Origin of the sequence: uncultured Olsenella sp. (genome assembly GCF_959602185.1) — a bacterium.
Taxonomy (GTDB): Bacteria; Actinomycetota; Coriobacteriia; order Coriobacteriales; family Atopobiaceae; genus Olsenella_I; species Olsenella_I phocaeensis.
Window position 1 is genome coordinate 211,415 of the sequence record NZ_CAUGRZ010000002.1, and the last position, 11,632, is coordinate 223,046.

The following is an 11,632-nucleotide window of genomic DNA, read 5'->3' on the forward strand; positions in this document are numbered from 1 at the left end:
CAGCTCGCACACATGCCGACCTGCCTTGCAGGCATTAGCGCGCCTCCGACGCGACCTTCCGCAGGATGCCGGCAAGCGCCAGGGCATCCCTCTCGCTCAATCGGCCAATGCGTCCCGCAGTCCCCAGGTACGAGGCAGGAATCTGGGCAATGCGATCCACCCGAGCAATCGACGGCTTGTCCAACCCCGCCTGTGCCCAGTCGACAAGCCTGTAGTCATTCTCAAGATGGAGCTTGTTGGTGGCGCTGGTAACCATCATGACCAGCTGGTCTCTGCCATCAGACGCCAGCACGATAACGGGCCTGTACTTGTAACCCTTCCCTTCCTGAAAGTTGAAGCGGGCGTGCCAGACCTCCCATCTGCATAGGTTCAAGTCACTCATCCTCGTCCCAGTCCGCAGGGAGGATGGCGGTGTCCGAGGAGTCCAGCTGTGCCTTGTATGCCAGCGCCGAGAGCTCCTCGAAGCTCGGAGCCTCAGGACGGAGGTCAAAGGGAAGGCCGCCGACCTCTATCGACTTGACCAGGAACATGTTAATCGCGTCATTCAGGCTGATGCCCCAGCGCGCGTAGACCTTCCGCGCCCCATCGCGCACCTTGCGGGGAGCGCGTGTCTTTATCTCCGCGTCATGAGGGGGTGTCACAGTTGCCATACTTTACCTCCTTTGCAGTACTTACCCGAATAGTACCCAAATCGGGTACTATCTCGAAGTCTTTCAAGCGAGATGAGCGGTGCCTTTCTCGCTTGGCACGCACGAGCGCACGAAGTGCCCATCCCGCACGCTGTTGCGCACACGTTTTTCATCCAGCACGCTGTTGCGCACGCCCCTTTCGCCCAGCACGCTGTTGCGCACAGCAGACCCTGCGTTTGCGCAGATGGCGAGGGGGACGGGCGTGCGCTTTAGCGTGGAGGATGCCGGAGATGTGCGCTTTAGCGTGGAGGATCCCGGAGGCGTGCGCAACGACGTACTGGCGGCACGGCCGCACATGGACCGCCCAGCACGCAAGACATCAGTGAACATTCGATGCAATCTTCCTCAGAATGCAAGCGAGCGCCAAGGGATCCCTGTCGCTCAGTCGGCCGATGCGTCCTGCAATCCCCAGGTACGAGACCGGAATCTGAGCGATGCGGTCAACCCAAGCAATCGATGATCGCTTCAAAGGCATGGGCCATCAGAGGTACATCACGATGACCTCCATCATGCAGATGACGGCCATCCCAATCAGAATGCCGCCAATCGCGTGGCCCAGCCCGTCTCGCTTCTGGGCCTCGATTTGCTCATCGGTCGCCTTCCTGTTTCCCGCAATGGACCTAAGGCCCCTGCCGGACACGAGCAACGCTCCCCAAACAACCAAGACCAGAGAGACGACAAGCAGAGCCACCACCCCGATGGACTTCGTCTCCATGCCATCCTCCTGGGAAACCGACGATCAATGCGTTCCGTCACACATCATAGCCCGACCGACGGGGTGCCCGCAAGGATGCCCCGTAATGTCAAATATACCTATCTACCTGCTAATATGGCGTAACTGACGTCAGGGAGCAGACGCCAGAACGACAACGGGCCTGTACTTGTAGCCCTTCCCCTCCTTAAAGCTGAAGCGAGCGCGCCAGACCTTCCGTGCCTCGTCCCGCACGCGATTGCGCACGCCCCTTTCGCCCAGCACGCTGTTGCGCACAGCAGACCCTGCGTTTGCGCAGATGGCGAGGGGGACGAGTGTGCGCTTTCGCGTGGAGGATGCCGGGGACGTGCACAACTGCGTGGCGAGTCCAGACGAATGCGCGCAACGGCGTGCCAGCGACCCAGAGGCATGCGCAACGACGTACTGGCGGCACGAGCCGCAGCCGTAACACAACCGGCCACGCCTCGCACCGCCACCAGCGCCGTACGCGCGTCCCTCTCGCCTGGCCCTCGCTCCCGCTAGAGGGCGGCAGAGTAGATCTGCTCGACGTCCTCCTCGCTCAGCTCCACGAAGCTGCCCTTGGAGCCAGCCGCCGCCTTCTTGGCCATGACCGCGAAGTGCTCGTCGCTCGTGATGCCCACCTCGCGCAGGGTGGCGGGCATGCCCATCGTCCTGAAGAAGAACTCGCGCGTCAGCCGAATCGCCTCGTGCGCGATCGCCATGTCGTCCGTCTCGCCCACGCCCCAGACGTTGCGGCCGTAGCGCGCAAACACGGGAGCCGTGCGCTCGTCCAGCACGTGCTCCATCCAGGCGGGCGTCAGGATCGCGAGCCCCTCGCCATGCGTGATGTCATAGAAGGCCGAGAGCTCGTGCTCCATGGGATGCACGCACCATGCCGGCGAGCAGCCCTCGCTCACCAGGCCGTTGATGGCGTGGCTCGACGCCCACATGAGGTTGGCGCGCGCCTCGTAGTCGTCCGGCTTGGCCAGCGCGATGGGCCCGTAGTGGATGCAGGTCTTGAGGATGCCCTCGGCGAGGCGCTCCTGCAGGAAGCTGCCAGGCTCGAAGTGGAAGTAGTTCTCGAAGGTGTGGCTCATCATGTCCGCCGTCCCCGCTGCCGTCTGGCGCGCGGGCACCGAGAAGGTATAGCTGGGGTCGAGCACGGACATCGTGGGAAGCAGCGCCGAGCCGGCCGTCCCCCACTTCTCGTTCTTCTCGAGGTCGCTGATCACCGCGAAGGCGTCCATCTCGGACCCCGTGGCCGAGAGCGTCAACACGGTGTAGATGGGCAGCGCGGCCTCGATCAGCTGCGGATGGATGACCAGGTCCCAGGGGTCCCCGTCGTAGCGGGCGCCCGCCGCGACCACCTTCGCGCAGTCGATGGAGCTGCCCCCACCGATGGCGAGGACCATGTCGATGCCGTTGGAGCGGCAGAGCTCGACGCCGCGTCGCACCGTCTGGATGCGGGGGTTGGGCTCGACGCCATCGAGCTCAAAGACCTGAATGCCGGCCTCGCCCAGGACGCGAAGCGCCTCGTCGTAGATGCCATTGCGCTTGATGCTGCCGCCGCCGTAGCAGAGAAGCACCCGATCGCCGCTCTGGCGCAGCTCGCTTAGGTGGCTGATCTGGCCTCGGCCGAAGTGAATCTTGGTGGGCGCAAAGTAGGTGAAGTCGAGCATGGCACTCCCCTTCCGACGACGTCCGTGCCGTCCCCACGGCATCGTGACGGGAAGAGCGTAGCACGGAGGGGAGAGAGGCCCGAGCCCTTTGGCTGGAATGCGGGCGCACGCGACGGTCGTGCGAGGCCATGACCGGAGCGGCCATGCTAGAACGCTAGAGCAGCCGCACCCCGTGCTCCTCGCAGGCACGCACCATGTCCTCAGGCCAGATGCTGGCCTGCACCTCTCCAACGTGGACGCGGCCCAAGAGCAGCATGCACAGGCGGGACTGTCCGATGCCGCCACCGATGGTGAAGGGCAGCTCGTCCGCCAGCACCGCGCGGTGGTACGGAAGCTCGGCTCGCTCGGGGCACCCCGCCTTCTGGAGCTGGGAGCGCAGTGCCGCGGCATCAACGCGGATGCCCATGCTCGAGATCTCGAGCGCGCGCTGCAGGGGCTCGTACCAGAAGAGGATGTCGCCGTTGAGCTGCCAGTCGTCGTAGTCCGGCGCGCGACCGTCATGCGGCTCGCCGTTGGAGAGACGGTCGCCGATGCGCATCAGGAAGACGCAGCCAAGCTCGCGGGTTATCGCATCCTCGCGCTCGCGCGGCGTGAGGTCGGGATAGCGCCGCAGCAGCTCCTCGCTGTCCACGAAGTGCATCTCGTCAGGTAGGCGGTAGAAGGCGTCCGGGTACTTGTACCAGACCTCGTGCTGCATGTGCTTGATGATGCGGAAGACCTCGGACGCGGTGCTGCGCAGGGTCTCCTCGTTGCGGTCCTCGCGGCGGATGACGCGCTCCCAGTCCCACTGGTCCACGTAGCAGGAGTGCAGGTTGTCCAGCTCCTCGTCGCGGCGCACGGCGTTCATGTTGGCGTAGATTCCCTCGCCCGGCTGGTAGCCGTACTTGCGCAGCGCCATGCGCTTCCACTTGGCCAGCGACTGCACGACCTCCACGGTCTCGTCCGGCTGCCAGGGCACGTCGAAGCTCACGGGGCGCTCGACGCCGTTGAGGTTGTCGTTGAGGCCGGAGCTCCTCTCCACGAAGAGCGGGGCAGAGACGCGCGATAGCCTCATCTCGCGGCCCATCTCGCGCTGGAAGGTGTCGCGGATGTACTTGATGGCATCCTCCGTCTGGCGGACGCTCATCTTGGGGTCGTACTGCTCGGGCAGGTAGAGGGACATGTCTGGCGCTCCTCGGCGATTAGCTTTGCGTTTGCACGTATGGCATTGTGCTCGCAGTGGGCATGCCCAGGCAAGCTCTCGGCAAGGGCGCAACACGCTGATAATACAGGTGAGAGGGGCGCGCATGCCGCCGGCGCGACGGCGGGGACAATACGCTGCGGCCGCGGCTGCGTCACGCTGTGGCTGCGTCACGCACGCTGACGCGCACACGCAGTACCGCCGAGTACGCTGATACGCACGCGCGCCAGCACGTTTGCCCAGTTGGGCGCTGGCGACATTGTGCGCTCGAGCGTGGAGAATTCCGGGCGCGTTCGCTTCAGCGTGTGGGATGGCCCGCACCGCACCAGGTGCCCAATAACGGTTGTCGGCACCTCTCACCTGAAAAGGCACCGGCAAACGCACGTCTTTGGGGAGAGGCACGGCCATCGACGCCGTTTGTCGGTACATCGCGCCAAGGAGACCACCGACAAATCAGCCCCTACCCAGCGGCAGGTACATCCACCCCGTACCTGGCACGACCTTGAAGCCATAGCGCTTGTAAAACATGCCGGCCTTCTCCGAGGCTGGGTCGACCAGAACCGCTCGTGCCCCAACCTGACGTGAGACGACGAGAGCGCGTTCGATCGCGTCGGCCAGCAGCGAACCGCCCAACCCAAACCCCTGGAAGCGCCGGTCTACCCCCAGCATGCCCAGAAGAACCGCTGGAATCTGTTCCGGCACATTGCGTCTAAGCCAGCCACCTTGCACGTCGGCCCGCAACACCGAGTGAGCACTCAGCGAATACAGGCCAGCAATGATTCCGGCTTCGGTCGTAACGACATGAACGGAAGCCGTCCCCGCCCTGACCGAACGCAACGCACGCCTACGCACCCATGTGTCCACGACCGGCTCACCGCACTCAAAGGCAGAGAGGTCATCACCCTCACCAAGCAGTCGAGGTGGGAGAAACCGGCTCATTCCCACACTCTCTTCTGCCCAAGGAGTACTCGTGCCTCGTCGGGAAGCGGCAGGTCAAGCGCCTTCTTGAACTCATCGAAGGCCTTGCGGGCCAGGCGCGTCTCGGTCTCTTCCGCAACGTCCTCGCGAGCACGCTCCCTCAGGCATTGAACCGCCCATTGCGTGAGTGTCATGTCCTTCAGGGCCGCCGCAAGCTCGAACTCCTCTCGCTCCGTCGGGGTAAGCCTCATGTCGAGCCTGCTTGTGCGTGCGCTCTTTGGCAGCGTAGCCATGGTCCTCTCCTCCTCTTGTACGAATATTATACGTACAAGAGGAAACTCACCACCCCTAGAGGTACGTGACCGTCTGCGAGATCTCCTTGCGGCTCGAGTGGTTGGCGAGAGGACCCGTACCCTCGGTCGCATGGCCCAGGTCAAGCATCATGACGGCCTCCTCGCCCTCGGGAAACCCGAGGACCTCGGCCGCCTTCTGGGGGTCAAAGAAGTTGACCCAGCAGCTGTCGAGACCGGCGTCGGTGGCGGCGAGCATCATGTGGGTCGCGACGATGGCAGCGTCCTCCTCGGCGGAGTTCCGCGAGCCGCCGGGGTAGGTGAAGGCCGCACCGGAGTTGCTGGTCACGACCAGGACGACCGGCGCGCCGTAGCGGCAGGGCGTAATCTGGTCAATCTTCTGCAGCGCCTCTGCCGTACGCGCGACGTAGACGTGCTGCTCCTGAATGTTCTTGGCGGTGGGGGCAAGCCGCCCCGCCTCCAGGATGGCCTGCAGCTGCCCATCGCTCACCGCGCTGCCGTCGTACTTCTTGCAGGCATACCTCTTGGCGATGACCTCGCTGAACTCCATGGCTTGTTCCTCTCCTCTTGTGACGCGTTTCGCTACTGGTGTTTCTGCCCAGCAGGGGTGGCGCGTAATCGAAGGGAGAAGGATTTGGCACAGAGAAGACGCAGTGCGGCCTCCGATCGAGGCGGGGCGGACGGGGCGGCTTGTCCGGCCGACCAGCCGGCTGTGCCCCAGTCAGTTGCGGACCTTGGCCCTTTCAGGGTCCGCAACTGACTGGGGCAGAAGTCCGTAACTGACCCAGGACAACCGGAGCTTTGCGCCAAAGACAGGCTCACCACCGGCTTAGTTGCGGACTTCTCCCCCGTCAAACTCCGCAATCAATTCAACCGCAAGGTGCCGCGCGGCTACATAGCGATGGTGGACGTGGGCATAGGGGCGCCGCAGCCGGGGGCCATACACTGCGTGGCCGTCGACGGCGCGCTGGTGTTCGGCGTGCTCACGGAGCTGGCCAACGGCTTCGAGCTGGCCCCGCTGTCGTGGGACCCCACGGCGCGGCTCGTGATAGTAGACTACGGCCAGTCCCGCGTGGACCGGCTGGGGACGGTGGTCCGTGCGACGATGCCGGACTGGTACGAGATTTAGGAGGGGTTCGCATGGAGGTGCGCGGAATCGAGAGCGGCGAGCGCATGGAGCTTGACAACAGCGGGATAACGTTCGAGTCGCCGGACGAGTCGGCGAACCCGGGCCACGCGTCGTGGGGCCTAGTCAACGACGTGTCCGTCGAGGACGGCCAGGCGCTCGAGAGGCGCGTGACGGTGACCCGCGTCGTGCTGCTGGGCATATTCGCGCTCGCCGCGAAGAAGAAGTCCGGCGGCACGAAGTACCTCACCGTGGACGGGGACGGGTTCTTCTGGGCCATGGAGGTCGACCGCAAGCGCGTCAAGGACGCCCAGCGGTTTGTCATGCGCGCCAAGTCCATGCTGGCGCGGGCGTAGCCGTGCCCAGGCACCGCTCCGCCCTCGGCTCAAAGCGCGTCGTGGGCACCGACGCCGACGGCCGCCAGGTGTGGGAGGTGTCCGTCTCGGCGGGCTACCGCGCGAACGGGAGGCAGCGCCGCGTGTCCAGGCGCGTGCACGGCACGGAGAGGGACGCGCAGCGCGCCCTGGTCCTGCTCGCGGAGGAGATGGGCCGCACGCCCACGCTCGGGGACTCCACGACCCTCGATGACTACTTCTGGTCAACGTTCCTCCCGGGACGGGCGGCGCGCACGACCCGGGTCAACGTCGAGACGCTCCGCAGCGCCTACCGCTGCCACGTGGCCCCGGCGTTCGGCGGCTCCGACATAGGCTCCATCACCAACGTGGACGTCCAGCGGTGGGTGGACCGCCTGCCGCCCCAGTCCGCGCCCACCCACGTCCGCGTGCTGCGCACCATCCTCAACCAGGCGGCGTTCGACCACATGATCGGCGAGTCCCCGATGGGGCCCGCGTACTCCTTCCGCCTGCCGCGCGGGCGCAGGAAGGCCCCGCTGCCCGTCTGGGGCGTGCCGGAGGTGACGGAGTGCATGGCGCGCCTCGCGGGGGACCGCCTGTATCCGCTCTGGCTGGTCATGGTGGGCGCTGGCCTGTCCAGCTCGGAGGCGCTCGCGCTTGACTGGGAGTCAGTGTCATGGGCCGACGTGACGGGCATGGACGGGGCGGACCACCGCCAGGCCGTCGTGTCCGTGGGCGGGGCGTACACCTCCCGCGACGGGATGAAGGAGCCGAAGAACGACCGCAGGTACCGCTCCGTCCCCGTCTCCCAGCCGTTCTCGGACGCGCTCTGGGCGTGCCGGGGCGCGACCGACCCCCTCTGCGTGGGGCGCCAGGGCGGGCGCATGAGCCCGAACTACCTTCCGAAGCGATGGAAGCGCCTCTTCTCGGAGGGCCACGCCCTCCACGACCTGCCCTTCGTGGGCATAAACCGCATGCGCGCGACCTACTCCACGCTCATGCGGCCCTGCATGGCGTGGACCACACGGTGATCAACGCCATGCAGGGCCGCTCGCGCGACTCCCGCGTGCTGTACACCAACTACCTCAACCCCTACGAGGGCACCTTCGGAGAGTCCGCAGACGCCATGGGCAGGGTAGTCAACGGCTCTTAGCGGTCCTTAGCGGTTTCGGCCATCCGACGCAAAAGAGCAGGCCGGAGGTTTTCGGCCTCCAACCTGCGTTTTCCTGGTGGGCGTTACAAGATTTGAACTTGTGACCTCTTCCGTGTCAGGGAAGCGCTCTCCCCCTGAGCTAAACGCCCGAATATGTCTGCCGCGCATGGGGGTTCGCGCAGCGCGTTAGCTACTATAGAGGAACTCCCCCCAGCATGCAACAGATATTTTCTCTCCATACCTACTCGCTCGAAGTGGCTGGCGGAGCGCTTGGCGCTGATGCGGCGATGGCGGCGCGTGCGTCTCTGCCGCGACTACGCCGAACGCGTGCGTTTTTGCCGCGACTACGTCCGGCGCGTCTTTTCTCCCTCGCTCAACTGGGCAAACGCAAGACTCTCAGACGCGTTCGACGCGCTCGCGAGCGATGATGACGCGTTGGACGTTGTCGATATGCAGACGACTGCGGGCTGCCAGAAAGCACTCGATTGGAAGAATCGCTATCTCAGCAGTCCACGGATTTGATCCGCGAAGGAGGGCAGGTCCCTATAGACTATCTCCGTGACTATGGTCCAATCGGTGCCGCCGTAGCCATGTACCAAGCGATGTCTCGTGCCCGCGACCTTGGACCACGGGATTTCTGGGTGCGAGGCCCGCAGTTCTTTGGAGACGTGCGAGTCGAACTCGCCCACGTTATACAGCGGCGTTGTGATTGCCCACTGAACAAAGCGATCGGATATCAGGATCTCGCGTGTGATGTCGCGCTCGACGAGCGTACTTGCGAGCTCATCGGCGAACTCAAGTGCTCGCTCGAGGTTCCGGCGATCGGAGTCGTTCATGCCACACGCACCTCGTCATGCTTGACCGAACTATAGAAGTCGGAGGCCGGATTGAGTTCGCTTGCTTCGTAGACGTCAACTCGCTTTCCAGAGGCTTCAAAGAGCTCCTCGGCAATGGAGAAGATGTCCGTACGATCAAAATCGGGACCGCCATAGATGATGAGGTCAATGTCCGAGTCTTGCGTCGCTTCCCCACGTGCGTATGAGCCGAATAGGGCGGCGCCGCTCGCATGATATCGCCTTAGGATTGGCCTGATGATCTGGGTGATCTCATCTCTTGAAAGTGGCTCGGACATGACGCCTCCTCTCCGCTGTGAACCATCTTGATTGTACTTGCCTAAATGGCAGGACGGCATTCTTTCGGTGACTTGTCAGATGGCTGGCATGGTGGACGGCTGTCGGCTGGCATTGGGAGTTTCCGGCCACTCGCCCCGTCATCCGCTCCGTACCAAGTCAGCATTATTTTCTCTTCTGCTGACCTCATTCGCATTTGCCCAGCTCACGGAAAGGTTAGTCAGCAAAAATTCAAATTCTGCTGACTTATCAAGATGACATGATCGGCCATCATGCCTGCGACAGCGTCCAACGCGTCATCATCACTCGCGAGCACGTCGAACGCGTTTATACGCGTCACGTTTGCCCAGTTGAGCGATGGAGAAAAGACGCGTCGGACGTAGTCGCGGCAAAAACGCACGCGTTCGACGTTGTCGCGGGCGAGAAGCGCGCGCTGGACGTTCTCGCGACAAATTCGCACGTGTTGGACGTAGTCGTGGCAGTACCGCACGCATTGGACGTCGTCGCAGGCGAGATATGCGCGCCGAGCGTAGTCGCGCGGTCGACACGCACGCGTTGGACGTTGTCGCAGCAAAGACGCACGCGCCTGACGCCGTCGCGGCCGCCGCGCGCCCCTCTCCCCTACATCTCGTCGCAGTAGCTGACGAAGTCCAGGTTCTGAATCGAGTTGAGGAACGGCTCCTTCTGGCCCAGCTCGAAGAGGTGGATGGACATCGTCGCCGCCATGCCCCTCTCGCCCGACTCCCCGCGCGTCAGGGTGAAGTCGCTGTAGGTGCAGTCCCACGAGTGCAGCATCTTGAGCATCTTCTTCGCGCCGCTGCGATCCTCGAACTCGACGTAGATGTCGAAGTTCTTCGACTTGCTGCGCACCCGCGCGTCGATGCGCGACAGCACCGCGAAGGTGAACAGGACGAAGACCAGCGCGATCAGCGTGCCCTCCATGAACCCGATGCCCGCTGCCAGGCCAATGCAGGCGCAGGCCCAGAGCCCCGCTGCCGTGGTGAGGCCGCGCACCTCGTTGAGGCCGGTGACCATGATCGTGCCCACGCCCAGGAAGCCCACGCCACTGATGACCTGCGCGCCGATGCGGTTCATGTCCGCGCGCGCGTCGGGGAAGGTGACCAGCACGTACTGGGCCACGAGCATGGACATCGCCGAGCCCAGGCACACCAGCACGTGGGTCTTGATGCCCGCGCCCTTGTTCTTGTACTCTCGCTCGAGGCCGATGACCACGCCTACCAATGTCGCGAGCGCCATGCGCAAGAACACCGCCTCGGCGCTCCAACCTGCGGTCACGTCTGCCAGATGGGTGAAGTAAGCTCCCAGCACCCGATTCCTCCTCCTAATCAAAGTTCCAACGATGCAAAAGGCGCGTCGCACCAGCCGGCGCGACGTTGCGGTCCGTGCGTGTTCGCAACTATATCCCAGCGCGCGTACGCTCCCCGATGCACGACGCCAGATGGCGCAATCGGGGAGGTAAGGGCCACGAGGGGCGGCAACCAACGCGAACGGGGCGGGAGCCATGACCGCGACGGGACATGACGGCCGAGAGACACGCGCGTACGCCGCCCCCTCCTAAGCCCAGCCCGGCACGCCCTCCGGACTGCGGACGACCACGCCGCCCCCCAGGCACTCCAGCCCGTCGTACACGACGGCGCTCTGACCGGGCGCGACCGTGCGCCGCGGCTCGTCGAATTCGACCGTGGCCCAAGGAAGCCCGTGCACCACGTCGGGCTCGCGGGGCGTGACCAGAGCCTCGACCAGCTCGCCCGTGTGGCGGGTACGCAACAGGTAGCGGCCAGCTTGAGGCGGGAGTCCCGCAATCCAGCGCACGTCAGAGAGCTCCAGGCCCCGGCACCAGAGCCCGGGGCAGTCCAGGCTTGCGCTGACGTAGACGACGTTCCTCTCCACGTCCGTGGACACCACGTAGCGGGCAGGCCCCCCGCCCAGGTCGAGCCCACGACGTTGCCCCACAGTGAAGAGGAAAGCCCCGTCATGGCGGCCCAGGACCCGGCCCGTCTCCCATTCCACGACGTCTCCCGCACGGCGTTCCAGCGTGTCCAGGAGGAAGCTGCGGATGCCCACCTCGCCCACGAAGCAGATGCCGTCGGAGTCCGGCTTGGCCTCCACGCCCAGGCCCCGCTCGGCGCAGGCGGCACGTACCTCCGCCTTGCTGGCATAGCCGCCTATGGGGAAGAGCGTGTGCGCGAGAACCTCACCGGGGACGCGCCAGAGGAAGTAGGTCTGGTCCTTGTACTCGTCCGCGGCGCGGAAGAGGCGCGCGGGTGCGACGAGGCCGGACGCGGCGCCAAGGCCGTCCATGCCCGCCTGCCCGGACGCCGGGACGCCCGCCTGCGGCATCGCCGCCGCGACCCCGGACG

The 11,632-nt window shown here is 64.8% G+C and carries 16 protein-coding genes and 1 tRNA gene; 4 read left to right on the forward strand and 13 right to left on the reverse strand.

The window, feature by feature from the left end; translation table 11 throughout:
- Positions 1-34: 34 nt before the first annotated feature.
- The 8 genes from Q5923_RS02750 to Q5923_RS02785 all read right to left on the reverse strand — a co-directional run bounded on the left by Q5923_RS02750 (position 35) and on the right by Q5923_RS02785 (position 6,039).
- Positions 35-382: a type II toxin-antitoxin system PemK/MazF family toxin gene (locus Q5923_RS02750; RefSeq protein ID WP_062530458.1), complete on the reverse strand. Its 348-nt coding sequence runs from the start codon at positions 380-382 to the stop codon at positions 35-37.
- Positions 375-650 (reverse strand): type II toxin-antitoxin system RelB/DinJ family antitoxin, encoded by a 276-nt coding sequence (locus Q5923_RS02755; RefSeq protein ID WP_009277803.1) that lies wholly within the window; start codon positions 648-650, stop codon positions 375-377. Before Q5923_RS02755 ends, Q5923_RS02750 begins: the two co-directional genes overlap by 8 nt.
- 520 nt (positions 651-1,170) lie before the next feature.
- Entirely contained in the window at positions 1,171-1,404 is a 234-nt protein-coding gene (locus tag Q5923_RS02760) for a hypothetical protein (RefSeq protein WP_303131992.1), read from the reverse strand.
- A 515-nt stretch (positions 1,405-1,919) separates the two neighbouring features.
- Positions 1,920-3,080, reverse strand: a complete 1,161-nt coding sequence (locus Q5923_RS02765; protein WP_303131993.1) for an iron-containing alcohol dehydrogenase — start codon at positions 3,078-3,080, stop codon at positions 1,920-1,922.
- Positions 3,081-3,234: 154 nt separating this feature from the next.
- The gene (gene asnA, locus Q5923_RS02770; RefSeq protein ID WP_303131994.1) at positions 3,235-4,242 is read right to left on the reverse strand and encodes an aspartate--ammonia ligase; all 1,008 of its coding nucleotides are present in this window, start codon (positions 4,240-4,242) and stop codon (positions 3,235-3,237) included.
- 471 nt (positions 4,243-4,713) lie between these two features.
- Entirely contained in the window at positions 4,714-5,199 is a 486-nt protein-coding gene (locus tag Q5923_RS02775) for a GNAT family N-acetyltransferase (RefSeq protein ID WP_040656632.1), read from the reverse strand.
- Complete coding sequence (locus Q5923_RS02780) at positions 5,196-5,471, reverse strand: DUF1778 domain-containing protein (RefSeq protein ID WP_009277808.1); 276 nt, start codon at positions 5,469-5,471, stop codon at positions 5,196-5,198. Before Q5923_RS02780 ends, Q5923_RS02775 begins: the two co-directional genes overlap by 4 nt.
- Positions 5,472-5,526: 55 nt before the next feature.
- Positions 5,527-6,039 carry a nitroreductase family protein gene (locus tag Q5923_RS02785; RefSeq protein ID WP_009277809.1) on the reverse strand — a complete coding sequence of 171 codons (513 nt, stop codon included), beginning with the start codon at positions 6,037-6,039 and terminating at the stop codon, positions 5,527-5,529.
- Positions 6,040-6,369: 330 nt separating this feature from the next.
- Here Q5923_RS02785 and Q5923_RS02790 point away from each other — a divergent pair, with 330 nt between their 5' ends.
- From Q5923_RS02790 to Q5923_RS02805, 4 genes are read left to right on the forward strand one after another with little or no spacing between them, the layout of a single operon-like run.
- On the forward strand, positions 6,370-6,618 hold the full coding sequence (locus Q5923_RS02790; protein WP_303131996.1) for a hypothetical protein: 249 nt from the start codon (positions 6,370-6,372) through the stop codon (positions 6,616-6,618).
- An 11-nt stretch (positions 6,619-6,629) separates the two neighbouring features.
- Positions 6,630-6,971, forward strand: coding sequence for a hypothetical protein (locus tag Q5923_RS02795; protein ID WP_303131998.1), 342 nt, complete (start codon positions 6,630-6,632; stop codon positions 6,969-6,971).
- A 2-nt stretch (positions 6,972-6,973) separates the two neighbouring features.
- Positions 6,974-7,999: a hypothetical protein gene (locus Q5923_RS02800; protein WP_303132000.1), complete on the forward strand. Its 1,026-nt coding sequence runs from the start codon at positions 6,974-6,976 to the stop codon at positions 7,997-7,999.
- Complete coding sequence (locus Q5923_RS02805) at positions 7,996-8,121, forward strand: hypothetical protein (RefSeq protein WP_303132002.1); 126 nt, start codon at positions 7,996-7,998, stop codon at positions 8,119-8,121. Before Q5923_RS02800 ends, Q5923_RS02805 begins: the two co-directional genes overlap by 4 nt.
- Positions 8,122-8,195: 74 nt before the next feature.
- On the opposite strand, the gene Q5923_RS02810 is transcribed toward Q5923_RS02805, so the two are convergent.
- The 5 genes from Q5923_RS02810 to Q5923_RS02830 all read right to left on the reverse strand — a co-directional run.
- Positions 8,196-8,270, reverse strand: a tRNA-Val gene (locus Q5923_RS02810).
- A gap of 348 nt (positions 8,271-8,618) precedes the next feature.
- Positions 8,619-8,957, reverse strand: coding sequence for a DUF86 domain-containing protein (locus tag Q5923_RS02815; RefSeq protein WP_303132004.1), 339 nt, complete (start codon positions 8,955-8,957; stop codon positions 8,619-8,621).
- Complete coding sequence (locus Q5923_RS02820) at positions 8,954-9,253, reverse strand: nucleotidyltransferase family protein (protein ID WP_303132006.1); 300 nt, start codon at positions 9,251-9,253, stop codon at positions 8,954-8,956. The genes Q5923_RS02815 and Q5923_RS02820 overlap by 4 nt, the downstream gene beginning before the upstream one ends.
- Positions 9,254-9,872: 619 nt before the next feature.
- Positions 9,873-10,580: an MgtC/SapB family protein gene (locus Q5923_RS02825; protein ID WP_303132007.1), complete on the reverse strand. Its 708-nt coding sequence runs from the start codon at positions 10,578-10,580 to the stop codon at positions 9,873-9,875.
- Positions 10,581-10,826: 246 nt separating this feature from the next.
- The coding region (locus Q5923_RS02830) for a tRNA-specific 2-thiouridylase (RefSeq protein ID WP_303132009.1) at positions 10,827-11,632 on the reverse strand (806 nt) is incomplete at its 5' end.

Bases quoted from the DNA above. Each gene is read 5' to 3' on its own strand.
- Q5923_RS02750 (WP_062530458.1), bottom strand. From the start codon at position 382: ATGAGTGACTTGAACCTATGCAGATGGGAGGTCTGGCACGCCCGCTTC.
- Q5923_RS02755 (WP_009277803.1), bottom strand. From the start codon at position 650: ATGGCAACTGTGACACCCCCTCATGACGCGGAGATAAAGACACGCGCT.
- Q5923_RS02760 (WP_303131992.1), bottom strand. From the start codon at position 1,404: ATGGAGACGAAGTCCATCGGGGTGGTGGCTCTGCTTGTCGTCTCTCTG.
- Q5923_RS02765 (WP_303131993.1), bottom strand. From the start codon at position 3,080: ATGCTCGACTTCACCTACTTTGCGCCCACCAAGATTCACTTCGGCCGA.
- asnA (WP_303131994.1), bottom strand. From the start codon at position 4,242: ATGTCCCTCTACCTGCCCGAGCAGTACGACCCCAAGATGAGCGTCCGC.
- Q5923_RS02775 (WP_040656632.1), bottom strand. From the start codon at position 5,199: ATGAGCCGGTTTCTCCCACCTCGACTGCTTGGTGAGGGTGATGACCTC.
- Q5923_RS02780 (WP_009277808.1), bottom strand. From the start codon at position 5,471: ATGGCTACGCTGCCAAAGAGCGCACGCACAAGCAGGCTCGACATGAGG.
- Q5923_RS02785 (WP_009277809.1), bottom strand. From the start codon at position 6,039: ATGGAGTTCAGCGAGGTCATCGCCAAGAGGTATGCCTGCAAGAAGTAC.
- Q5923_RS02795 (WP_303131998.1), top strand. From the start codon at position 6,630: ATGGAGGTGCGCGGAATCGAGAGCGGCGAGCGCATGGAGCTTGACAAC.
- Q5923_RS02815 (WP_303132004.1), bottom strand. From the start codon at position 8,957: ATGAACGACTCCGATCGCCGGAACCTCGAGCGAGCACTTGAGTTCGCC.
- Q5923_RS02820 (WP_303132006.1), bottom strand. From the start codon at position 9,253: ATGTCCGAGCCACTTTCAAGAGATGAGATCACCCAGATCATCAGGCCA.